At 72.4% G+C, this 21,726-nt stretch carries 18 protein-coding genes; 6 read left to right on the top strand and 12 right to left on the bottom strand.

What is annotated here, in order from left to right; all coding sequences use genetic code 11:
* Nucleotides 1–36: 36 nt before the first annotated feature.
* A complete protein-coding gene (locus tag ACP4J0_RS33320; protein ID WP_426602436.1) occupies nt 37–771 on the top strand; it encodes a FadR/GntR family transcriptional regulator in 735 nt (244 codons plus the stop codon).
* A gap of 76 nt (nt 772–847) precedes the next feature.
* The gene (locus ACP4J0_RS33315) at nt 848–1,582 is read left to right on the top strand and encodes a gamma-glutamyl-gamma-aminobutyrate hydrolase family protein (RefSeq protein ID WP_426602435.1); all 735 of its coding nucleotides are present in this window, start codon (nt 848–850) and stop codon (nt 1,580–1,582) included.
* A 442-nt stretch (nt 1,583–2,024) separates the two neighbouring features.
* Here ACP4J0_RS33315 and ACP4J0_RS33310 read toward each other — a convergent pair whose 3' ends face one another.
* Nucleotides 2,025–2,879, bottom strand: a complete 855-nt coding sequence (locus ACP4J0_RS33310; protein ID WP_426602443.1) for a LysR substrate-binding domain-containing protein — start codon at nt 2,877–2,879, stop codon at nt 2,025–2,027.
* 184 nt (nt 2,880–3,063) lie between these two features.
* Here ACP4J0_RS33310 and ACP4J0_RS33305 point away from each other — a divergent pair, with 184 nt between their 5' ends.
* The gene (locus ACP4J0_RS33305; RefSeq protein ID WP_426602434.1) at nt 3,064–4,221 is read left to right on the top strand and encodes a TDT family transporter; all 1,158 of its coding nucleotides are present in this window, start codon (nt 3,064–3,066) and stop codon (nt 4,219–4,221) included.
* Here the strand turns inward: ACP4J0_RS33305 and ACP4J0_RS33300 are convergent.
* From ACP4J0_RS33300 to ACP4J0_RS33285, 4 genes are all read right to left on the bottom strand, one after another.
* Entirely contained in the window at nt 4,148–4,870 is a 723-nt protein-coding gene (locus tag ACP4J0_RS33300; protein ID WP_426602433.1) for a helical backbone metal receptor, read from the bottom strand. The genes ACP4J0_RS33305 and ACP4J0_RS33300 overlap by 74 nt on opposite strands.
* Nucleotides 4,871–4,912: 42 nt before the next feature.
* Nucleotides 4,913–5,482 (bottom strand): helix-turn-helix domain-containing protein, encoded by a 570-nt coding sequence (locus ACP4J0_RS33295; protein ID WP_426602432.1) that lies wholly within the window; start codon nt 5,480–5,482, stop codon nt 4,913–4,915.
* A gap of 447 nt (nt 5,483–5,929) precedes the next feature.
* Nucleotides 5,930–8,545, bottom strand: coding sequence for an ABC transporter permease/substrate binding protein (locus ACP4J0_RS33290; protein ID WP_426602431.1), 2,616 nt, complete (start codon nt 8,543–8,545; stop codon nt 5,930–5,932).
* Nucleotides 8,538–9,629 carry a quaternary amine ABC transporter ATP-binding protein gene (locus ACP4J0_RS33285; RefSeq protein WP_426602430.1) on the bottom strand — a complete coding sequence of 364 codons (1,092 nt, stop codon included), beginning with the start codon at nt 9,627–9,629 and terminating at the stop codon, nt 8,538–8,540. The genes ACP4J0_RS33290 and ACP4J0_RS33285 overlap by 8 nt, the downstream gene beginning before the upstream one ends.
* A gap of 286 nt (nt 9,630–9,915) precedes the next feature.
* Between ACP4J0_RS33285 and ACP4J0_RS33280 the strand changes: the two genes are divergently transcribed.
* Complete coding sequence (locus ACP4J0_RS33280) at nt 9,916–10,821, top strand: 5'-3' exonuclease (protein WP_426602442.1); 906 nt, start codon at nt 9,916–9,918, stop codon at nt 10,819–10,821.
* Nucleotides 10,822–11,020: 199 nt separating this feature from the next.
* Entirely contained in the window at nt 11,021–11,866 is an 846-nt protein-coding gene (locus ACP4J0_RS33275; RefSeq protein ID WP_426602429.1) for a siderophore-interacting protein, read from the top strand.
* Nucleotides 11,867–12,234: 368 nt separating this feature from the next.
* Here ACP4J0_RS33275 and ACP4J0_RS33270 read toward each other — a convergent pair whose 3' ends face one another.
* Nucleotides 12,235–12,816, bottom strand: coding sequence for a GNAT family N-acetyltransferase (locus ACP4J0_RS33270; protein ID WP_426602428.1), 582 nt, complete (start codon nt 12,814–12,816; stop codon nt 12,235–12,237).
* Nucleotides 12,817–12,894: 78 nt separating this feature from the next.
* Here ACP4J0_RS33270 and ACP4J0_RS33265 point away from each other — a divergent pair, with 78 nt between their 5' ends.
* Nucleotides 12,895–13,860 (top strand): RluA family pseudouridine synthase, encoded by a 966-nt coding sequence (locus ACP4J0_RS33265; protein ID WP_426602427.1) that lies wholly within the window; start codon nt 12,895–12,897, stop codon nt 13,858–13,860.
* Here the strand turns inward: ACP4J0_RS33265 and ACP4J0_RS33260 are convergent.
* The 6 genes from ACP4J0_RS33260 to ACP4J0_RS33235 form a co-directional block, all read right to left on the bottom strand.
* Complete coding sequence (locus ACP4J0_RS33260; protein WP_426602426.1) at nt 13,854–15,350, bottom strand: cytochrome P450; 1,497 nt, start codon at nt 15,348–15,350, stop codon at nt 13,854–13,856. The genes ACP4J0_RS33265 and ACP4J0_RS33260 overlap by 7 nt on opposite strands.
* 53 nt (nt 15,351–15,403) lie before the next feature.
* Nucleotides 15,404–16,024, bottom strand: a complete 621-nt coding sequence (locus ACP4J0_RS33255; protein ID WP_426518638.1) for a GTP-binding protein — start codon at nt 16,022–16,024, stop codon at nt 15,404–15,406.
* Nucleotides 16,005–16,421 carry a DUF742 domain-containing protein gene (locus tag ACP4J0_RS33250; protein WP_426602425.1) on the bottom strand — a complete coding sequence of 139 codons (417 nt, stop codon included), beginning with the start codon at nt 16,419–16,421 and terminating at the stop codon, nt 16,005–16,007. Before ACP4J0_RS33250 ends, ACP4J0_RS33255 begins: the two co-directional genes overlap by 20 nt.
* On the bottom strand, nt 16,418–16,795 hold the full coding sequence (locus ACP4J0_RS33245) for a roadblock/LC7 domain-containing protein (protein WP_383528034.1): 378 nt from the start codon (nt 16,793–16,795) through the stop codon (nt 16,418–16,420). The genes ACP4J0_RS33250 and ACP4J0_RS33245 overlap by 4 nt, the downstream gene beginning before the upstream one ends.
* A 26-nt stretch (nt 16,796–16,821) precedes the next feature.
* On the bottom strand, nt 16,822–18,444 hold the full coding sequence (locus tag ACP4J0_RS33240; RefSeq protein ID WP_426602424.1) for a sensor histidine kinase: 1,623 nt from the start codon (nt 18,442–18,444) through the stop codon (nt 16,822–16,824).
* A gap of 367 nt (nt 18,445–18,811) precedes the next feature.
* Nucleotides 18,812–21,664, bottom strand: a complete 2,853-nt coding sequence (locus ACP4J0_RS33235; RefSeq protein ID WP_426602423.1) for a DEAD/DEAH box helicase — start codon at nt 21,662–21,664, stop codon at nt 18,812–18,814.
* Nucleotides 21,665–21,726 lie beyond the last annotated feature (62 nt).

Below are 21,726 nucleotides of genomic sequence, written 5' to 3'. Positions count from 1 at the left end.
ACCGGGAACCATTGCTTGGGAAGGGGGCGCGGCCGCATGCCGGAGGAAACCCGCGGGGGCGTGACGGACCGGCTCGTACCGGTGCTGCGGACGGTGCGGGCCGGCAACGGATTCGAGGAGGCGCTGGAGCAGATCCTGCAGATCGTCAGGCTGGGGCTGGTGTCCGAGGGCGAGCGGCTGCCGGCCGAGCGGGAGCTGGCGGAGCGGCTGGGGATCAGCCGGGTCACGCTGCGGGAGGTGCTGCGGGTGCTCCAGGACCAGGGGCTCGTGGAGGCCCGGCGCGGCCGGTACGGCGGAACGTTCGTGCTGCCCCGCGCGGACGCGGGCGGCCAGGACGAGCTGCGGCGCCGGGTCGCCGGGGTCGACATCGAGGACGTGCTGCGCTTCCGGGAGGTGCTGGAGGTGGGCGCGGCCGGGCTGTGCGCGGCGCACGGGCTGTCGGACGCGCGGGCGGCGCGGTTGCGCGAGGCGCTGGCCGGTACTCGGGACGCGCCGCTGGCCGAGTACCGGCGGCTGGACACGATGCTGCACCTCACCCTCGCGGAGCTCTGCGGCTCACCGTCCCTCGCGACGCAGTACGCGGCCGTCCGGGCCACCCTCAACGACCTGCTGGACTGCATCCCGCTGCTGGTGCGCAACCTGGAGCACTCCCAGCGGCAGCACACCGCGCTCGTGGCGGCCGTGCTCGACGGGGACGCGGACGGAGCGCGGCAGATCGCGCGGGAGCACTGCGCGGGGACGGCGGCGCTGCTGCGCGGGTTCCTGGCGTGAGGTTCCGGGCGCGACCCTGCCCCCGGCGGTGTCGCGCGGCAAAGGTACGAAGAGGATCCATTACCGAGGAGGTCGGATGGCGGACAGACCGCTGATCGGCGTCAGCACCTACCTGGAGCCCGGGGCGCGCTGGGGTGTGTGGGAGCTGGAGGCGGCGCTGCTGCCGGCCGGGTATCCGCGGCTCGTGCAGCGGGCGGGCGGACTCGCCGCGATGCTTCCGCCGGACGCGCCGGAGCACGCCGCCGCCACCGTCGCCCGCCTCGACGGGCTGGTGATCGCGGGCGGCCCGGACGTGGAGCCGGTCCGCTACGGCGCGGAACCCGGCCCGCGCACCGGCCCGCCCGCCCGGGCCCGGGACGCGTGGGAGCTGGCGCTCATCGAGGCGGCCCTGGGCGCGCGCGTGCCGCTGCTGGGCGTCTGCCGGGGCATGCAGTTGCTCAACGTCGCCCTGGGCGGCACCCTCGTCCAGCACATCGAGGGCCACGCCGAGGTGGTGGGCGTGTTCGGCGGCCACCCGGTCAAGCCGGTGCCGGGGACCCTGTACGCCGGTGTCGTGCCCGAGGAGATGTTCGTGCCGACGTACCACCACCAGGCGGTGGACCGGCTCGGCACGGGACTCGTGGCGTCGGCGCACGCGGCGGACGGCACCGTGGAGGCCCTGGAACTGCCCTCCGCCCCTGGCTGGGTCCTCGGCGTGCAGTGGCACCCGGAGATGGGCGAGGACGTACGGGTGATGCGGGCGCTGGTTCACGCGGCACGGTCGGAACTGTGCCGCCCCGCTCCGGCGATGGCACACGGCGGGCCAGGGTGATTCGTCGGGCCGATGCCGGCCGGCACGGGGTGGCCGAGAGGGCCGAGAGGGCCGAGAGGGCCGAGAGGGCCGAGAGGGCCGAGAGGGCCGAGAGGGCCGAGAGGGCCGAGAGGGCACCGGGCAGTGATCCGCCGGCGGCACACAGGGCCGGTGACCGCGGCAGCGGGCGCACGCGGGACCACACCCGCGGGCCCGCGGACCTCACGCCGCAACGCACGCGACCGGTCCGGCCCGAACCACCCCCCACTCCCCGCCCCGGTCACCCGCACCCGCGACCCGAACCGTCCCCACCCCCGCCGCGGGCATCCACACCCGCGCCCGCGGGACCACGCCCCCACCGCCCCCACCCGCACCCGCACCCGCACCCGCACCCGCACCCGCACCCGGCATGCTCGCCGAGGTCCCCTTGAGCAGTGTCGGCCCCGGACCCGCCCCGGCAGGCCTACGCCCGCGTCAGGGACAGCAGCCGCCGGGCCGGGCCCGTCGGGCGGTGTCCCGTGGGCCATACGGCCCGTAGGTCGCGGGCCAGCGCGACGTCCGCCACGGGCACGCTCACCAGGCGCCGGGTGGTGAGCTCCTCGCCGACGGCGAGTTCGCTGAGGACGGAGGGGCCGGCGCCGCCCACGGCCGCCGCCTTCACCGCCGTGGTCGACGACAGCTCGATCAGCGGGCGGGCCAGGCCGCCGAGGGCCGCGTCCAGGACCTGCCGGGTGCCCGAGCCCTTCTCCCGCAGGATCAGCGGGGTCGCCGCCAGCTCCGCCGCCGCGAGCGGGCGCCGGCGGCGCGCCCACGGGTGGCCCGGCGCGGTCACGACGATCAGCCGGTCATGGGCTATGACGGCGGAGTCGAGGCCCGCCGGGACGCTCACCCCCTCCACGAAGCCCAGGTCGGCCTCGCCGGACAGCAGGCGGTCCGCGACCGCCGCCGAGTTCCCGGCGAGCAGCGACACCGCCGTGTCCGGCAACTGGGTGCGCAGCGCGACCAGCCAGCCCGGCAGCAGGTACTCGGCGATCGTCATGCTCGCCGCCACCCGCAGCCTCGAGTCCCGCCGGTCCCGCAGCGCCTGCGCGCCCGCGTCGAACGCCTCGGCCGCCTCCACGATCCGGCGCGCCCAGTCCGTGACCAGCGCCCCGGCGTCGGTGAGCCGGGAACCGCGCGGGGAACGGTCCACCAGGGCCACCCCCAGCTGTCGTTCCATCGAGCGGATGCGGCTGCTGGCGGCCGGCTGGGTGATCCCCAGTTCGCGGGCCGCCCCGCCGAGGCTGCCCAGCCGTGCCACGGCCAGCAGCAGCTCCATCGCCCCGAGATCGGGCACCCGGTGCGCCAGCGAGCCCGCCGTGTGCCGCCCCGGTACGTCCTGTCCGCCCTCCGTGCCGCCCGCCCTGCCCGTACCGCCTGCGCTCCTGCTCATAACCCCAGCTTATGCCGTCATAGAGACATGATCCCTGGTCAGGGGCTTCGGCCGCCGAGACCCTGGACGCATGGTCACCGCAGCCCAGCCCCTGTCCCCTCCCGCCGTCCCGGCCCGACGCGTCCCGGCCGTCCGTCATCTCGGGCCCAACTGGTACGCCTGCGTCATGGGGACCGCCGTCGTCGGTACCGCGGGCGCCGCGCTCCCCTGGCTCGGGTCCGGGCCGCGCGCCGTCTGCACCGCGGTCTGGGCACTGTCCGTCGTCCTGCTGGCGGTCCTGCTGGTGGCCCGGTCCCTGCACTGGCTGCACCACCGCGACCAGGCCCGCGCCCATCTCCTCGACCCGGCGGCGGCCCCGTTCTACGGCTGTCTGTCGATGGCCCTGCTGGCCGTCGGCGGCGGCGCCGTGACCGTCGGGCGGGACTGGATCGGCGCCTGGGCCGCGGTCGCCCTGGACACCGTGCTGTTCACCGCCGGTACGGTCATCGGGCTCGCGGCGGCGGTCGCCGTGCCGTACCTGATGACCGTGCGGCACCGGATCGAGCCGGGGCAGGCCGGTCCGGTGTGGCTGCTGCCGCTCGTCGCGCCGATGGTGTCGGCGGCCGTCGGGCCGCTGCTGGTCCCGCACCTTCCGCCGGGACAGCCCCGGGAAACGCTGCTGCTCGCCTGTGTCGCGATGTTCGGGATGAGCCTGCTCGCGACCCTGGTGACGCTGCCGGTGATCTTCGGCCGGCTGCTCACCGGCGGCCCGCTGCCGCTCGCGCTCACCCCGTCGCTGTTCCTGGTGCTGGGCCCGCTGGGGCAGTCGACGACCGCCGTGGGGAAGTTCGCGGACGTGGCCCCCGGGGTCGTGCCAGGCCCGTACGCCGAGGGTTTCGCGGTCCTCGCCGTCCTGTACGGCGTGCCCGTCATGGGCTTCGCGCTGATGTGGCTGTGTCTCGCCACCGCGCACGTCGTACGGGCGCGGCGGGAGGGCATGGGCTTCTCGATGACGTGGTGGTCGTTCACCTTCCCGGTGGGCACCTGCGTCACCGGCGCCGAGGCGCTGGCCCGGCGCACGGGGCTCGCCGTCTACGACGGGCTCACCGTCGTCCTGTACGCCGTCCTCGTCGCCGCCTGGGCCGTCGCCGCCGTGCACACCGCGCGCGGCCTGGTCAGCGGCGCGCTGCTCGCAGGGCCGCGCCCAGCGCCCGGGGCGCCTCGGCCAGCGACGGCCCGTACCACGTGAGGTACCGCCCGTCGACGAGCGCGCAGGGCAGGCCGGGGAAGGCCTCCGGACCGTCGTCGGCGGTGAAGCGGTACGGCTCGTCCGGCAGGACCACGACGTCCGGGCGGGCCGCCCGCAGTTCCTCGACCGGGATCTTCGGGTAGCGCTCGGCGTGGGTGGCGTACAGGTGGTCGACGCCGAGGCGGGCCAGTACGTCGCCCGCGAAGGTGTCGCGGCCGAGCACCATCCAGGGCCTGCGCCAGATCGGGACGACGGCCGTGGCACGCGGCTCCGGGGGCGGCGGCAGGGCCGACCAGGCCGCCTCCGCCTCGTCCAGCCACCGGGGCCGGGACGGCGCTCCGCAGGCGGCCAGTACCCGGTCCAGCTCGGTGAGGGCCTGCGGCACGGTGCGGACCTCGGTCACGAGCACCTCGACGCCCGCCGCGCGCAGGGCGTCCAGGTCGGGGGCGCGGTTCTCCTCCTCGTTGGCGATCACCAGGTCGGGGCCGAGGGAGAGGATCCGCCCGGTCCGCGGGTTCTTCGTGCCGCCGACGCGTACGACGTCGAGGCCGGCCGGGTGCGTGCACCAGTCGGTGGCGCCGGCCAGGGCTCCCGGGACCGTACGGGCCACGGCCTCGGTCAGCGACGGCACGAGGGAGACGACCCTCATCGGACTCCCGCCCGGGTCCTCACCGGAGTCCCGCCCGGGCCCTCACCGGCGCGACCCGTCCCGTACCGCCTCGATGTGCTCGGCGACGGCCACCACGATCAGCCGGGTGTCGGGCACCGTGGCCCGCCAGCGGTGCCGCACCCCGCCGGTGAGGTACAGCGTGTCGCCGCGGCCCAGCCGGTAGGCGCGGCCCTCGGCCTCGATCTCCACGGCGCCCTCGGTCACGAACATCAACTGGTCGTTGCGGCACTGCAGTTCGCGGCCCGCGTCGTGGTCGCCGGTGAACTCGCTGGCGTGCATCTGGTGGTGTCCGCGCACCAGGGAGCGCACCTTGGGCGCCAGCTCCGGATCGGGTTCCTCGGCCCGGACCACATCCACACTGCACGCGGGGTCGGCGGCGGCGAGCAGCTCCACGGCGGTGGTGCGCAGGGCGTCGGCCACCTTCTCCAGGGAGCTCTGGCTGGGCCGCGCCCGGTCGTTCTCGATCTGGCTCAGGAAGGGCACGGACAGGCCGCTGCGCTCGGCCACGACGGCGAGGGTGAGCTCCAGGGCCCGGCGCCGCCGCCGTACGGCCGCGCCCACCCGGAGGTGCTGATCTTTGTGGTCGCCCATCGCTCCGGCTCCCTCCTTCACCCGTCGTACCGCCGCGGCGCCCCGGTCCGGTCGCCGTACTCCCGATGAGTTCTCGGACGAGACCTCTGATGGGTTCTCTGCACCCTACGCATGTTCGGCAAACCGTTTCACACGGCCGTCACGTCGACGTCACGGTGCGGTGGCCCCGAGCTCACGGTTCTCGCCATCGCGAGGCGCGCCGGTCCGCCGTATTGACGTCCTACCGGTTCAAGGCAGGGACGGCCCTCCATGTTCCCGTCGGCCACTGGAGCCCCGGTGGGACAAGGCTCGGGCAGGGGGTTGGCGCTCCGTGGTTGTCCGAATCCGTCCCCACCGTGTCCCCGGCCGTGGACGGCCCGAGGGGTGGGCCCGGACGCGCGCTGTCGGCAGACGCGTCCGGACCCACCCCTCGGGGCGGTCGGTACGGGAAGCCGTACCGGTGGTGAGCTACTGCGGGGTCATCCGGCGGACCATGTCCGGGTGCTCCTTCAGCCAGGCCGCCACGGCTTCCTCCTCCTGGCCCTGGCCGCGGTTCTTGATCTCCGCCTCCAGGCTGCCGAGCTCGTCCTCGCTCATGTGGAAGCCCTTGATCCACTCGGTGAGCTGCGGGTACTGCTCGGGGAACGCCTTGCTGGAGATGGTGCGGATGGTGTTGCCCTCACCGAAGGCCTTCTTGGGGTCCTTCAGCTTGGTCAGCTCGTACTCGCTGTACGCCCAGTGCGGCGACCAGAGCGTGACCGCGACCGGCTCCTTCTTGGCGAGGGCGCGCTTGAGCTCGGCCAGCATCGCCGGTGTGGAGCCGTCGACGACCTCGTACTCGTCCTCCAGGCCGTAGCCCGGCATGACCTCGTTCTTGAGCAGCTGCATCTCACCGGTGCCGGGCTCGATGCCGATGATCTTCCCGTCGAAGAGGTCGGCCTTGCCCTTGAGGTCCGCGAGGGACTTGACGTCCTTCACGTACGAGGGGACGGCGATCTCCAGGGAGGTCGGTTCGTACCAGGTGCCCAGGTCGGTGAGGTTGTTCTTGTTCTTCTCCCAGTAGTTGCTCTGGGCGTAGGGCAGCCAGGCGTCGAAGTTGAGGTCGAGGTCGCCGGAGGCCAGTCCGGTGTAGACCGGTCCGACGTCCATCTGCTTCAGGTTCAGCTCGTAGCCGCGCCGCTCCAGGACGTTCTTCCACAGGTGGGTGACGGCGACGCACTCGTCCCAGGGGAACCAGGCGACGTCCAGCGGGCGCTTGGCCTCGGCCGGCGTGGCGCCGGTGCCGCCCTGGACCGGGGCGAGCTTGTCGACGAGGCCCGGGTTGGCCTTCAGCCAGGTGCGGACGGCGTCCTGCTGGTTGCCCTTGCCGGCCGTGTTGATCTCGGCCTCGAGGCTGGTGAGCTGCTTCTCGGTCATCGAGAAGTCCTTGAGCCACTTGGCGACGGTGGGGTTGTCGCCGCCGAAGCCCTTGCGGGACAGCGTGTGCACGCCGTCGCCGGCGCCCCAGGCGCCCTTGGGGTCCTTGAGCTTCTTCAGGTCGAAGTCGTTGTACGCCCAGTGCGGGGACCAGAGCGTGACGACGATCGGCTCCTTCTTGCTCATCGCCCGCTTCAGCTCGGCCAGCATCGCCGGGGTGGAGCTGTCGACGACCTTGTACTCCTTGTCCAGGCCGTACTCCTTGAGGACCTTGCTCTTCAGCAGGGCCATCTCGCCGGCGCTGGACTCGATGCCGGTGATCTTCCCGTTGAACAGGCCGGCCTTGCCCTTGAGGTCAGCCAGCGAGTCGACGTCCTCCATGTAGGCGGGGACGGTCAGCTCCAGCGAGGTCTCGTCGTACCAGGAGCCGAGGTCGTCGAGGCGGTCGCCGTACTGCTTCCAGTACTGCTCGTGGGTGGTCGGCAGCCAGGAGTTGGTGACGATGTCGATGTCGCCCTGCGCCAGGGAGGTGTAGAGCGGCCCGGCGTCGAACTGCTTGGCCTCCACCTCGTAGCCGCGCTGTTCGAGGATCTCCTTCCACAGGAAGGTGGAGGCGATGCCCTCGTCCCAGGGGACGTAGCCGAGGCTGACCTTCTTGCCCTGGCCGACGTTCTTGCCGTCGGCGACGCTCTCGGAGTCGTCGGCGCCGCCGAAGACGCCCATGCCGCCGGCGACCAGGCCGAGGATCACGAGGCCGATGACGGCGACCTGGGGCTGGGGGCGGTAGGACCAGATCTTCAGGCCCTTGGCGGCGCGGGCCTTGGCGGCGGCGCGGCGGCCCAGCGGCGAGACGTGGGTGCCCAGCGCGCTGGTCATGCGGTCCAGGTAGATCGCCAGGATCACGATGGCGAGACCGGCCTCGGCGCCGAGGCCGACGTTGAGCTGGCCGATGGACTCCATGACGTCGCCGCCGAGGCCGCCGGTGCCGACCATGCCGGCGATCGCGGCCATGGACAGGCCGAGCATGATGACCTGGTTGACGCCCGCCATCACCGTGGGCAGCGCGAGCGGGAGCTGGACGCGCAGCAGGGTGTTGCGCGGAGTGGTGCCGAAGGCCTCGGCGGCCTCGACCAGTTCCTTGTCGACCTGGCGGATGCCCAGCTCGGTCATGCGCACGCCGGGGGCGAGCGCGAAGATCAGGGTGGCCACGATGCCCGGGGCGGAGCCGGTGCCGAAGAACAGGATCGCCGGGATGAGGTAGATCATCGCGGGCAGCGTCTGCATGAAGTCCAGGACCGGCCGGACGAACGCGCTCACCCGGTCGGAGCGGGCCGCCCAGATGCCCACCGGCACCGAGACGACCAGGGCGATGATCGTGGCGACCAGCAGGAGCGCCAGGGTCACCATCGAGTTCTCCCACAGACCGAGGGACTCGATGAAGGCGAACCCCGCGAAGGAGAGGACACCGGCGAGGGCGCCGCGCAGCCAGAAGGCCACCACGGCGAAGATACCGGCGAGCAGCAGCGGCTCGGGGGCCTGGAGGACGGCGTTGATGCCGTCGTAGGCGCCGGTGAAGACGCTCTTGAAGAAGGTGAAGAGCCAGGAGACGTTGTCGAGCAGCCAGTCGACGGTGCTGTTGACCCAGTCACCGAGGGGGATTCTAGGCACGGGACATCACCTTCTCGCCGCCCTTGTCCCGCGGGCTGTCGCAGACGCCGAGGACCGTGTCCTCGTCGTCGCCGAGGAAGCCGACGAGCCGCCGGGCCGGGACGACGCCGACCAGCCGCCGGTCGGTGTCGAGCACCGCCACCGAGTGGGTCACCCGGGCGCTGATCGCGCACAGCTCCGCGAACGTCGTGTCGGGCGTCGCGGTCTCGCAGCCGCAGTCGGCCTCGTCGCCGCGCACCTCCGTCTCCATGACGGAGCCCGCGGTGAGCACGCGGGAGCGGTCGACGTCGCGGGTGAAGGAGGCGACGTAGTCGTTGGCGGGGCGTATCAGGATGTCCTGCGCGGTGCCTATCTGCACGATCCGGCCGTCGCGCATCACGGCGATGCGGTCGCCCAGGCGCATGGCCTCGTTGAGGTCGTGGGTGATGAAGACGATGGTCTTCTTCAGGGTCTTCTGCAGGTCCAGCAGCTGGTCCTGCATGTCCCGGCGGATCAGCGGGTCGAGGGCGCTGAAGGACTCGTCCATCAGCAGCAGGTCGGCGTCCGTGGCGAGCGCGCGGGCCAGGCCGACGCGCTGCTGCATGCCGCCGGACAGCTCGTCGGGCCAGGACTTTTCCCAGCCGGCCAGGCCGCACAGGGCGAGCGCCTCGTCGGCGCGGCGTTCGCGCTCGGCGCGGGGCACGCCCTGCACTTCAAGACCGTAGGCGGCGTTGTCCCGGACACTGCGGTGCGGGAACAGCGCGAAGTGCTGGAAGACCATGCTGATCTGCTTGGAGCGGACCTCGCGCAGTCCGCGGTCGCTGAGCTCGGTCAGATCCTGTCCCCCGAAGCGGACGCGCCCGGCGGTCGGTTCCGACAGACCGTTGAGCATGCGCAGGAGCGTGGACTTGCCGGACCCGGACAGGCCCATGACCACGAAGATCTCGCCGGGCTCCACGGTGAAGGACGCGTCGATGACGGCGGCCGTGGTGCCGTCGGCGCGCAGTTCCTCCCGGTCGGCTCCCTGGCGCAGTCGTTCGACTGCCTGGTCCGGTTTTTTGCCGAAGACCTTGTACAGGTTTTCGGCCTCTAGCCTGGCTGACACGCTTACCTCTTGGATCGGGGGCAGGGACAGGGACGTGAAGACTCGTGACGCAGCTCGGTGAAACGACTCGGTGCGACGACTCGGTGGAACGACTCGTCGAGCGACCCGGTGTTGCGACTCAGCGTTACGAAGACTCGCTAACAGTTGAATGCATCAACCAGCTTCGGCCCGGAAGCGCGCCTGCCCTGATCACCCCGAACCAAACACAAGAGTGACCCAGTTCACACACCCTCCCTCATCCGTCCATGTGACCTGCGGCATGATGCGAGGCGTGACCGGACGACTGATGCTTCTCGACACCGCCTCCCTCTACTTCCGCGCCTACTTCGGCGTGCCGGACTCCGTGAAGGCCCCCGACGGAACGCCGGTGAACGCCGTCCGCGGACTCCTCGACTTCATCGACCGCCTGGTGAAGGACCACCGGCCCGACCACCTGGTCGCCTGCATGGACGCCGACTGGCGCCCGCGGTGGCGGGTGGAGCTGATCCCCACCTACAAGGCGCACCGCGTCGCCGAGGAGACCCCCGAGGGCCCGGACACCGAGGAGGTGCCCGACACGCTCTCGCCCCAGGTGCCGGTCATCGAGGCCGTCCTCGACGCCCTCGGCATCGCCCGCGTCGGCGTGGCCGGGTACGAGGCGGACGACGTCATCGGCACGTACACGGCGCGGGCGACCGGCCCGGTCGACATCGTCACCGGCGACCGGGACCTCTACCAGCTCGTCGACGACGCCCGCGGGGTGCGCGTGCTCTACCCGGTCAAGGGCGTCGGCACGCTCCACCTCACGGACGAGGCCGCACTGCGCGAGAAGTACGGCGTCGACGGCCGCGGGTACGCCGATCTGGCACTGCTGCGGGGAGACCCGAGCGACGGCCTGCCGGGCGTGGCGGGCATCGGCGAGAAGACGGCGGCCAAGCTGCTCGCCGAGTTCGGGGACCTGGCCGGGATCCAGGCGGCCGTCGACGACCCGAAGGCGAAGCTGACGCCCTCGCAGCGCAGGCGGCTGACCGAGGCCCGCCCGTATCTCGCGGTCGCCCCGAAGGTCGTCCGGGTCGCCGACGACGTGCCGCTGCCGGACGTCGCCACGGCGCTGCCCCACGCCCCGCGCGACGCGGCGGCGCTGGACGGACTGGCGGCCCGCTGGGGCCTGGGCGGATCACTGGAGCGACTGCTCACGACCCTCACCGCCTGAACCGGCCCGGCCGCACATCGCCGGGCGGGCGGTGCCCGCCCGGCGCTTCGGCACGCCGACGAGGGGAAGCCGTACCCTGCGCGACCCTGCGCGCGGGGGCCGGGTGTCCTCCCCTCCATGACGCGACAGGACGGGCGGGGATGCTAACTTAGGTATACCTAACTCAGGGAGCCCTCACGCAGGGAGCAGGGAGGCCGTCATGGCAGACCGTCCGGGACGCAAGCCGCGCAAGCCGCACAGCGCACAGGTCGTCCGCACCGAGCGGTTGACCCCGCACATGCAGCGCGTGGTGCTCGGCGGCGAGGGTCTCTCCGCATTCTCGGCGGACACCTGCACCGACCACTACGTGAAGCTGCTGTTCCCCGCCGGGGGCGCCACCTATCCGGAGCCCTTCGACATGGAGCGGATCCGCGAGGAGTTCCCGCGCGACCAGTGGCCGGTGACCAGGACGTACACGGTGCGCCACTGGGACGCCGAGCACCGCGAGCTGACGCTGGACTTCGTCATCCACGGCGACGAGGGTCTGGCCGGCCCCTGGGCGAGGCGCGTCCAGCCGGGCGAGACCGTCCGCTTCCTGGGCCCCGGCGGCGCCTACGCCCCCGACCCCGCCGCCGACTGGCACCTGCTCGCCGGTGACGAGAGCGCGCTGCCCGCGATCGCCCGGTCCCTGGAGGCGCTGCCCGACGGCGCCCGCGCCTTCGCCTTCATCGAGGTCGAGAGCGCCCAGGAGGAGCAGAAGATCGATTCCGACGCGGAGGTCGTCTGGCTGCACCGCGGCGACCGTCCGGTCGGCCGGGCCCTGATCGAGGCCCTGCGCGGCCTGGACTTCCCCGAAGGCCGGGTACACGCCTTCGTGCACGGCGAGGCGGCCTGCGTGAAGGAACTGCGGCGGCTGCTCCGGGTGGAGCGCGGGATCGCCCGCGAGGACCTCTCCATCTCCGGCTACTGGCGCCTCGGCCACAACGAGGACGGCTGGCAGGCCTCGAAGCAGGAGTGGAACGCACGCATCGAGGCGGAACAGGAAGGCGCCGCCCCCGCCGCGTAGCGCGGCGCGGCCGCCGGCTGGAACGGCACTCCGCCGCGCACGGACGAGCGGGGCCCGGCCCCGCGTGTCCGCACGCAGCGTCACGACGCCGTGGGGCCCCTCCGCAGGGCCGCACGCTCGCCGGGGCGTAGAGCGAGCCGGCGTTCGAGCGAGCCGGCGTTCGAGCGAGCCGGCGTTCGAGCGAGCCGGCGTCCCCGTCCCCGCCACACACGCCCAGCCCAGCCCGGCACCCGCACCGCGGCACCCACGCCTCGCCGGCCGTCCGTGCGGCGCGTCCGCCTCGCTCATCACGCCCGGTACGGCGCCACCCGTGCCCGGCGTCCCGCCCACCCGTGTGCGGTGCGCGCCCCGCGAAGCCGGCCCGCGCCTCAGTCCCCGCGTACCCGGGCGTGCAGGTGCATGTCGTGCCAGCCGTCGGAGTGGAGCAGGGCGCTGCGCTTCGTGCCCTCCAGGGCGAACCCGGTCTTTCCGGCGACCCGGCAGGAGGCCTCGTTGGCGACGGAGTGGGTGAGTTCCAGGCGCTGGAAGCCGATCTCGTCCAGGGCCCAGTGGGCGAGCGCGTTCGTGGCACGGGCGGCGACGCCCCGCCCCCGGGCCGCCGCTGTCGTCCAGTAGGCGACCTCGGCCACCCCGTCGCCGAGCAGCACCTGGCGCAGGGCCACCCGGCCGAGCAGCCGGTCGTCGCCCGCGTCGGCCACGGCCCACTGGACGTCCCGCTCGTCGGCCCAGCCCCGCTGCCACTCGGTGATCCAGCCGCGCACCTCCTCCTCGGAGTCGGCGGCGCGGATGTGCCACTGGTGCATCACCGGGTCCTGGAAGGCCGCGTGCACGGCGGGCGCGTCGTCGGTGCGCCACGGGCGCAGTACCAGCCCGTCTCCGGTGGGGAGCGTGGGCTGCGGGGTGCGGGAGAGGGTGCCCGCGGCGAGGACCGGGCGCGTCAGATAGGGCATGGGCGCATCCTGCCAACGGACCGGCCGGCGGCCCAGCGGTTTTCCCGGCGCCGGTCCGTCCTCGTACGCTGGCAGGCGATGAGACGCCGCACTCCTCCCCCGCCCTCACCCCTCCCGCAACGCGACGGCATCGACGCGGTCCGGGTGCGGCTGCCCGCGGCCGGGGGGCCGTGGTCCACGGTGCGCGAACACCTGAGGGAGCGGCTGTCCGGGGCGGGTGCCGGCGTCGTCGACGGCATGTTCGACGCCGGGCTGTTCGTCGGGGCGGACGGGCGGGCGGTGCCGTCGGACGCGCCGTACGAACCGGGGATGTTCGTGTGGTTCCACCGCGAACTGCCCGTCGAGGTACCGGTGCCCTTCCCCCTGGAGGTCGTGTACCGCGACGAGCACATCGTCGTCGCCGACAAACCGCACTTCCTGGCCACCACCCCGCGCGGCGGCCACGTCACCGAGACCGCGCTCGCCCGGCTCCGCCGGGAGCTGGGCGTCCCGGCGCTCGCCGCGGCGCACCGCCTCGACCGGCTCACCGCCGGACTGGTCCTGTTCACGGTGCGCCCCGAGGAGCGTGGCGCGTACCAGGGTCTGTTCCGCGACCGGCGGGTGCGCAAGGAGTACGAGGCCGTCGCCCCCCACGACCCCGCCCTCGCCCTGCCCCGGACCGTACGCAGCCGGATCCTCAAGGAACGCGGCGTGCTGGCCGCCCGGGAGACCGAGGGCGAGCCGAACGCCGTGAGCCGCGTCGAGCTGATCGGACACCGCCCCGGCCCGGACCTCGGACTGGGCCGGTACCGGCTGGTGCCCGCCACCGGCCAGACCCACCAGCTGCGCGTCCACATGACCGCGCTCGGCGTGCCGATCCTCGGCGACCCCCTCTACCCGGTGGTGACCGCCCCGGTGCCGGCCGGCGACTTCCGGCGCCCGCTGCAACTGCTCGCGCGGGAGCTGGGGTTCACCGATCCGGTCACGGGGCGGGAGCACCGCTTCCGCAGCGGGCGGTCCCTGGACGCCTGGGTGGCGTACGAGGACTGGGCCGGCCGTCAGTAGCCGCGCCACCAGAGCAGGAAGCGCTGCCAGGCACCGCGGGGACGGGGCTGCTCCGGTCCCGGTACCCGCTGGGGCTCCGCGGCCGTCACCGACACGGGCTCCGGCGGGGAGACCGGGACCTGCGGCTCGGGCCGGCTCTCCGGTCGCGGAATGCCGACGTGCCAGGCGGTGCGCTGCGCCGGGGCCGGGGCGTGGCTCGGCTGCTGCCTGATGTCCTGCTGCGCCCTGGGCTCGAACCGCACCGGCAGCTCCACCAGGTGCCGCGACGCGATCGACGACCGCCACCGCAGTTCGTCCTCGTCGCAGTCGAGCTGGACGTCCGGCAGCCGCATCAGCAGCGCGTCGATCCCGGCGTCGGCGATGGCCCGCCCGATGTCCTGGCCGGGGCACTCGTGCGGGCCGCCGCCGAAGGCGAGGTGGGCGCGGTTGCCCTCCATGCTCGCGGTCAGGTCGGGTCGGATGCGCGGATCGACGTTGCCCGGTGCGATGCCGAGCAGCAGCCCGTCGCCGGCCCGGATGCGCTGTCCGCCCAGTTCCGTCTCCTGCTTGGCGAAGTAGGCGAAGACGCTGCTGAACGGCGGCTCGTCCCACAGGGACTGCTCGACCGCCTCGGGCACGGTCATCTGACCGCCGCTGAGCTGGGCGCGGAAGCCCGGGTCGGTGAGGACCACGCGCAGCACGTTGCTGATGAGGTTGACGGTCGCCTCGTAGGCGGCGATGAGGACCACCCGCAGGTGCTCCCTGACCTCGTCGTCGGTGAGCCCGGCCGGGTGGGTGACGAGGCGGCCGGCGATGTCGTCCTCAGGCTTGGCCCGGCGGGCGGTGGCGAGGCGGCTCAGGGCGTCCATGACGTAGGCGTGGCTGGCGTTGGCCGTCTCGGTGCCCTTGAGCATGTCGCGGGCGGCCTCCACCATCCGGTCGTTGTACTCGTCCGGCATGCCGAGGAGATGGCACATCACGCCCATCGGCAGGTGCTCGGCGAACTGGCTGACGAGGTCGGCGCGGCCCGCCTCGCAGAACCGGTTGACGTGGCGCTGGGTGTACCGCTTGATGTGGCGACGCAGTTCCCGGTAGTCGATGTCGGCCATGGCACTGGTGACCGCGCCGCGCAGCCGCTTGTGCTCCTCGCCCTCGGCGTGGGAGCAGATGGGCTGCCAGGCGATGTGCGGCATGAGCGGGTGGTCCGGTTCGACCATGCCCTCGTTGAGCGGCGTCCAGATACGGCTGTCGCGGCAGAACTGGGCGGGCGTGCTCACCATGTGCAGGTTCTCGGCGTGCCCGAGGACCACCCACACCGGTACGTCGTCGTGGAGCAGCGCCGGCGCCACCGGACCGTGCTGCTCGCGCAGCTTCTCGTACAGCTCTTCCAGGTCGTCCGCCTCGTGCAGCCGGTGCAGTCCGCCCGGTCCGAGGCCGTGCGCGGGGCAGCCGGGAGGTGGTTCGAGCAGGGGGTCGCCCGTTCCGGTCAGGGAATGGCGTTCAGGCGTCACAGTGTCGCTCCGCAGCAGAAGTGTGGGTCAGGGGGTGGGTCGGCCGCGCCGGGTCAGGTGAGCGCGCCCTTCGAGGCGATGGAGTGCAGGAAGCGCATCAGCGTCATCAGGACGTCCCGGCTCGAGGCCCGGCGCCGCACGTCGCAGTCGAGGATGGGGATCTCCTCGGGCAGGTCGAGCGCGGTCCGCAGCTCCGCGACGGGGTAGCGGGGCGCGTCGGGGAAGGTGTTGACGGCGACGACGAAGGGCACGCCGCGCTCCTCCAGCCGCCCCATGACGTCGAAGCTGACCTCGAGGCGGCGGGTGTCGACGAGCACCACCGCGCCGAGTGCGCCCTCGAACAGGCCGTTCCACAGGAACCAGAAGCGCTCCTGGCCGGGCGTGCCGAAGAGGTACAGCACCAGTTGGTCGGTGATGCTGATGCGGCCGAAGTCCATGGCGACCGTGGTGGCCGTCTTGGAGGCGGAACCGAAGTTGTCGTCGACCCCGATACCGGCCTGGGTCATCGTCTCCTCGGTGGTCAGCGGTCTGATCTCGCTGACCGAGCCGACCATGGTGGTCTTGCCGACTCCGAAGCCGCCCACGATGACGATCTTCACGGCGGCCTCGGCCGTGTGCGGCAGCCGGTCCTCCGTCCGCGGGCCCGGGATCGTGTCAGAGTTTTTGAAGTCCATGCATCACCGCTTCGAGGAGGGTTCGGTCGGCGACCTTCTGGCGGACGATCGGGGCGCGGGCCTGCACCAGTTCCGTCGCCAGCAGGTCGGTGAGCAGTACGGTCACCACGCTGAACGGCAGGCTCAGGTAGGCCGACAGCTCGGCTACGGACAGGGGTGCGACGCACAGCCGCAGCAGGGCCGCCTGTTCCGGCGTGGCGGACACCGGCGGATCGGCGCGGGCCACGATCAGGGTGACCAGGTCGATGTCGGCGCGCTCGCCGCCGCCGTCCCCGCCGATGACGAACAGCCGCTCGGGGTTGGGGGTTCCGTCGTCCTTGGCGGGCTGTGCGGCACGGGTCGACGCGGCGGACGGCTCCTGCCCGGGAGATCGCCTCTGGCGCTGGGGAGGCGTCATACGGTCTGCCCGTTGCGCCGGGCCGGACTGGTGAGGTGGGGGCCGATCCGGGCGACCAGGTCGGCCATGCTGAGGCCCATCCGGCCGGGCTCGCAGCGGACGTCGGAGAGCACGGCGAGGTAGGCGTTGGGGCCGGCGGCCATCAGGTAGAAGTAGCCGCCGTTCATCTCGATGAGGACCATCTTCATCGCGCCGTCGCTGGTCGGGATCTCCTGGCTGACGGCGCTCGCCAGGCTCTGCAGGCCCGCGCAGGCCGCGGCGACCCGGTCGGCGGCGTCGGGGTCACCGGAGTAGCGGGCGATGCGCAGGCCGTCGGCGGAGAGCACCACGATCATCTCGATGCCCGGGACGCCGTCGTAGAGGTCCTGGAGCATCCAGTCGAACTTGCCTTGCTGCTCGATCACTTGAGGTTCCCCTCGTCGTCTGCCGGGGCGTGGGCCGGCTCGTTGCTGCTGGACTGCTGGTGGGCCTGGGTGCTGCCCGGGTGCTGCTTGAGGCCCTCCCAGAAGGCGCCGATGAAGTGCCCCGGCGGGAGCCCTTCGTCCTTCTTCGGCCCGGGTTCCGGGTCCGCGGCCGCCGGGAAGCCGTTGCGGGCGCGCTCGGCGGCCCGGCGGGCCTCGCGCTCGGCCTCCTCCCGCTCCCAGATCGCCTGTTCGGCGAGGCGCTGGCTGATCGGCATCTTGACCCGGCTGCGGCGCTGCGGGAGTCCGCCCGCCGTCCACTCGGTCACCTCGGGAACGTCGTCCTCCAGGGAGACCGTGTCCGGGATGCGGGGGCTGGTGGGACGGCGCTTCTTGGGCGTGCGCTCGGGTCCGGGGAGGGCGTCCGGGCCCGGGTGGGGGATCGACGCCGCGCCGATGCCGTGGGCGAGTCCGACTCCCGGCTCGGTGGTCATCATCTTGCTGGGCACGATGAGGATGGCCCGGACGCCGCCGTACGCGGAGGCCCGCAGCGACACGTCCATGCCGTACTGCGTGCACAGCCGGCCCACCACGGACAGGCCGAGACGCGGGTGCTGGGCGAGGTCCTGCACGTCGGTGCCGCGCTTGGCGTGCTCCAGCAGCCCCTCGATGCGGGCGCGGGACTCCTCGCTGAGGCTGACGCCGGCGTCCTCGATCTCGATGCAGACACCGCTCTGCACCTCGGTCGCGGTGACGTGGACCTTGGCTCCCGGCGGCGAGTACCGGGTGGCGTTGTCGAGGAGCTCCGCCGCGGCGTGGATGACCGGCTCGACCGCGGTGCCCTTGATGTTGACCTTGGCGATGGAGGCCAGGTTGATCCGGCGGTACTGGAGGATGCGGGACATGGCGCCGCGCAGCACGCTGTAGAGCGCCACCGGCTTGGGCCACTGGCGTCCGGGCCGGCCGCCGCCGATGACGGAGATCGAGTCGGCGAGGCGGCCGATCAGGGCGGTGCCGTGGTCGATGCGCAGGAGGTCGTCGAAGACCTCGGGGTTGCGTCCGTGGTCCTCCTCCATCTCGCGGAGTTCCTTGTTCTGCTGGTGGACGATCGCCTGGACGCGGCGGGCGATGTCGACGAAGGAACGCTCGGCGGATTCCCGCATGGAGTCCTGGTGGTCGACGATGTCGCAGATCATGCGGATCATCCGGCGCTGGGGCTCGCCGAGTTGGGTGTACGAGGGGTCGACCTCGCCGAGACGGCGCATCACCTCTTCGGGCGTGCTCCCCCGGCGCATGAAGTCCAGGATGTTGGGCAGGACTTCGCCGCCGAGCCAGACCATCTCCTCGTGGTGGCTCGCGGCCCGGCGTTCCAGATACGCGCTGTGACGGGCGTGCTCGGCGCGCAGGACCCGAAGCGCACGGCCGCGGCGTGCCGTCTCGGCCGCCGCGGCGATCACCAGCAGTGTGGCGACCGCACCGCACAGGCCGACGGCGAGCCGGGCCGGTTCCGCCACCACGGCGACGGCGGCCCCGGTGACCGCGGCCATCAGTATCGCCGGCATCAACAGGGTGCGCGCGTAGGGAAGTTCGCGGCGACCTGGAGGGGAATCAACACTCACCATGTAGGCCCTCTGGAAACGAATCGACTGGGATGGGGGAGCTTGCAGCGGGGTATCTCTGGGAGTTGTCGGGAGCTTCGGCGCATGGGGGAACAAGCGCGCGATTCCACCTCAACTCGGTGCGCTGCGGGCGAGCTTAGTCCGAGCGGATCATCGCCATGTCATATTCAGCAAGCACCTGAAACGGGCACCGGGACTGGAGTACCCTCGAACCCATTTGCACGTTCGGGAGTCATTCGAACGCATAGAGTAATGGCGAATGATGGTACGAAAATCACTCACCGTGATGAGGGAAAGAGACCCAGAGGCCACCTCGGAACGCACAGAGGCCCGGCGGGATCCCGCCGGGCCTCTGAGATGCGGAGTCTAGCTAGCCCACGGACGAGTAGGCGACCACTCCGCGCAGCAGTTCGTCGACCGCCTTGCGCGCGTTCTTCGGAACCGTCGAGCCCGCGGCGGCCGCGGCTGCCGAGATCTGGCCGAGGACGTCGATGACCTGCTTGCACCAGCGCACGAAGTCACCGGCGGGCATCTCCACCTCGCGCAGCACCTCGTCGAGGCCCTTGCCGGACGCCCACATGTACGCCGCCCAGGCGAAGCCGAGGTCGGGCTCGCGCTGGCCGACGCCCTCGGTCTGGCTGATCCGGAAGTCCTCCTCCAGGGCGTCGAGACGGCCCCAGATGCGGACCGTCTCACCGAGCGCCGCCTTGACCTTGCCGGAGGGCAGCTTCGGCGCCATCGCGTCGTCGGCGGCCCGGGACTCGTAGACCAGCGCGGAGACGCAGGCGGCGAGCTCGGCCGGGGAAAGGCCCTCCCAGACGCCCTCGCGCAGGCACTCGCTGGCGAGCAGGTCCAGCTCACCGTAGAGCCGGGCGAGGCGCTTGCCGTGCTCGGTGACCTCGTCGCCGCGCAGGTAGTCCAGCTCGGTCAGCAGCGCCACGATCCGGTCGAAGGTCCGGGCGATGGTGTTCGTCCGGCCCTCGATCCGGCGCTCCAGCTGGGAGGTGTCGCGCAGCAGCCGGTGGTAGCGCTCGGCCCAGCGGGCGTGGTCCTCGCGGTCGTCGCAGCCGTGGCAGGGGTGGGCTCGGATGTCCTTGCGCAGCCGGGCGATCTCCCGGTCGTCGGCTGCCTGGGAACGCTTCTTGCGGGCGCGCTCCGGCGGGATGTGCCCGGCCTTGGTGCGCAGCGCGGAGGCGAGGTCGCGGCGGGACTGGGGCGAGCGCGGGTTGAAGGCCTTCGGGATGCGCATGCGCTCCAGCGCCTCGACCGGAACCGGAAAGTCCATCGACGCCAGCCGCTTGACCTGCCGCTCGGCGGTCAGCACCAGCGGGCGGGGCCCGTCGTGGTGCTCGAAGCCGCGGTGGCCGTTGGACCGCCCGGCGGGCAGTCCCGGGTCCAGCACCAGGGCGAGGCCGGCGTACTTGCCCGTCGGCACGTGGATGACGTCGCCGGGCTTCAGCTTCTCCAGCGCCACGGCGGCCTCGGCGCGCCGCTGGCTGGCGCCCTGCCGGGCCAGCTCGGTCTCCCGGTCCTTCAGCTCGCGGCGCAGTCGCGCGTACTCCTCGAAGTCTCCGAGGTGGCAGGTCATGGAGGCCTTGTAACCCTCGAGCCCCTCCTCGTTGCGCTGCACCTGCCGGGATATGCCGACGACCGACTTGTCCGCCTGGAACTGCGCGAAGGAGGTCTCCAGCAGCTCCCGGGAGCGGTGCCGGCCGAACTGCTCGACCAGGTTGACCGCCATGTTGTACGACGGCTTGAAGCTGGAGCGCAGCGGGTACGTGCGCGTGCCGGCCAGTCCCGCGAGGTGCTCGGGGTTCATGCCGCGCTGCCACAGCACGACGGCGTGGCCCTCGACGTCGATGCCGCGCCGGCCGGCCCGGCCGGTGAGCTGGGTGTACTCACCGGGCGTGATGTCGGCGTGCTGCTCGCCGTTCCACTTGACGAGCTTCTCCAGCACCACCGAGCGGGCGGGCATGTTGATACCGAGGGCGAGGGTCTCGGTCGCGAAGACGGCCTTGACCAGCCCGCGTACGAACAGCTCCTCGACGACCTCCTTGAACGTCGGCAGCATGCCCGCGTGATGGGCGGCGATGCCGCGCTCCAGCCCCTCCAGCCACTCGTAGTAGCCCAGGACGTGCAGGTCCTCGGTGGGGATGGAGGCCGTGCGCTCCTCGACCAGGGAACGCACCCGTTCCCGCGCGTTCTCGTCGTTGAGCCTGAGCCCGGCGTACAGGCACTGCTGGACCGCCGCCTCGCAGGCGGCACGGCTGAAGATGAAGGTGATCGCGGGCAGCAGCCCCTCGGAGTCGAGCCGCTCGATGACCTCGGGCCGGCCCGGTGTCCAGACACGGGAGCGCTGTCTGCGCTCGCGCTCCCGGTCGGCCTCCTTCATGGCACGGCCGCGCCTGCGGTCCTGGTAGGACGGGCGGCTCGCCTCCAGGCGCGCCATGCGCGTCAGGTCCGGGTTGACGGCCTTCCGGTGCCCCTCCCCCTCCTCGAACAGGTCGTACATCCGGCGCCCGGCCAGCACGTGCTGGAACAGCGGCACGGGCCGGTGCTCGGAGACGATCACCTGGGTGTCACCGCGCACGGTATCGAGCCAGTCGCCGAACTCCTCCGCGTTCGACACGGTCGCCGACAGTGACACCAGGGTCACCGATTCGGGGAGGTGGATGATCACTTCCTCCCACACGGCGCCGCGGAAGCGGTCGGAGAGGTAGTGCACCTCGTCCATGACCACGTGACCGAGGCCGAGGAGGGTCTGGGAGCCGGCGTAGAGCATGTTCCGCAGGACCTCGGTGGTCATCACGACCACCGGGGCGTCGGAGTTCACGCTGTTGTCGCCGGTGAGCAGGCCCACCTTGTCCGTGCCGTAGCGGCGGCACAGGTCGGCGTACTTCTGGTTCGACAGCGCCTTGATGGGTGTCGTGTAGAAGCACTTCCTGCCCTGCTGGAGGGCGAGGTGGACGGCGAACTCGCCGACGATCGTCTTGCCGGAACCGGTGGGCGCGGCCACCAGCACACCCTTGCCCGCCTCGAGCGCCTGGCAGGCCTCGATCTGGAAGGGGTCGAGGCCGAAGTCGTACATCTCGCGGAAGGAGGCGAGCGCGGTGGCCTGCTCGGCAGCGCGCCGGCGTGCTGCCGCGTACCGCTCGGCCGGTGAGAGATCCTCTGTCATCGTGCTTTCGAGCGTACCCGGCCGCGCTGACAACAGGACGATCATTATCGGGATCGGCCCCGTGGGGGCTCCGTGAGGGCGTGCGCGGGGCGGCGACGCGTGCCGTC

It is taken from the genome of Streptomyces sp. WG7 (assembly GCF_049975785.1).
Classification (GTDB): domain Bacteria; phylum Actinomycetota; class Actinomycetes; order Streptomycetales; family Streptomycetaceae; genus Streptomyces.
This window is presented reverse-complemented; position numbering and strand designations above follow the sequence as displayed.

Bases quoted from the DNA above. Each gene is read 5' to 3' on its own strand.
- ACP4J0_RS33320 (WP_426602436.1), top strand. From the start codon at position 37: ATGCCGGAGGAAACCCGCGGGGGCGTGACGGACCGGCTCGTACCGGTG.
- ACP4J0_RS33315 (WP_426602435.1), top strand. From the start codon at position 848: ATGGCGGACAGACCGCTGATCGGCGTCAGCACCTACCTGGAGCCCGGG.
- ACP4J0_RS33310 (WP_426602443.1), bottom strand. From the start codon at position 2,879: ATGGAGCTGCTGCTGGCCGTGGCACGGCTGGGCAGCCTCGGCGGGGCG.
- ACP4J0_RS33305 (WP_426602434.1), top strand. From the start codon at position 3,064: ATGGTCACCGCAGCCCAGCCCCTGTCCCCTCCCGCCGTCCCGGCCCGA.
- ACP4J0_RS33300 (WP_426602433.1), bottom strand. From the start codon at position 4,870: ATGAGGGTCGTCTCCCTCGTGCCGTCGCTGACCGAGGCCGTGGCCCGT.
- ACP4J0_RS33295 (WP_426602432.1), bottom strand. From the start codon at position 5,482: ATGGGCGACCACAAAGATCAGCACCTCCGGGTGGGCGCGGCCGTACGG.
- ACP4J0_RS33280 (WP_426602442.1), top strand. From the start codon at position 9,916: ATGCTTCTCGACACCGCCTCCCTCTACTTCCGCGCCTACTTCGGCGTG.
- ACP4J0_RS33275 (WP_426602429.1), top strand. From the start codon at position 11,021: ATGGCAGACCGTCCGGGACGCAAGCCGCGCAAGCCGCACAGCGCACAG.
- ACP4J0_RS33270 (WP_426602428.1), bottom strand. From the start codon at position 12,816: ATGCCCTATCTGACGCGCCCGGTCCTCGCCGCGGGCACCCTCTCCCGC.
- ACP4J0_RS33265 (WP_426602427.1), top strand. From the start codon at position 12,895: ATGAGACGCCGCACTCCTCCCCCGCCCTCACCCCTCCCGCAACGCGAC.
- ACP4J0_RS33255 (WP_426518638.1), bottom strand. From the start codon at position 16,024: ATGGACTTCAAAAACTCTGACACGATCCCGGGCCCGCGGACGGAGGAC.
- ACP4J0_RS33250 (WP_426602425.1), bottom strand. From the start codon at position 16,421: ATGACGCCTCCCCAGCGCCAGAGGCGATCTCCCGGGCAGGAGCCGTCC.
- ACP4J0_RS33245 (WP_383528034.1), bottom strand. From the start codon at position 16,795: ATGCTCCAGGACCTCTACGACGGCGTCCCGGGCATCGAGATGATCGTG.
- ACP4J0_RS33240 (WP_426602424.1), bottom strand. From the start codon at position 18,444: ATGGTGAGTGTTGATTCCCCTCCAGGTCGCCGCGAACTTCCCTACGCG.
- ACP4J0_RS33235 (WP_426602423.1), bottom strand. From the start codon at position 21,664: ATGATCGTCCTGTTGTCAGCGCGGCCGGGTACGCTCGAAAGCACGATG.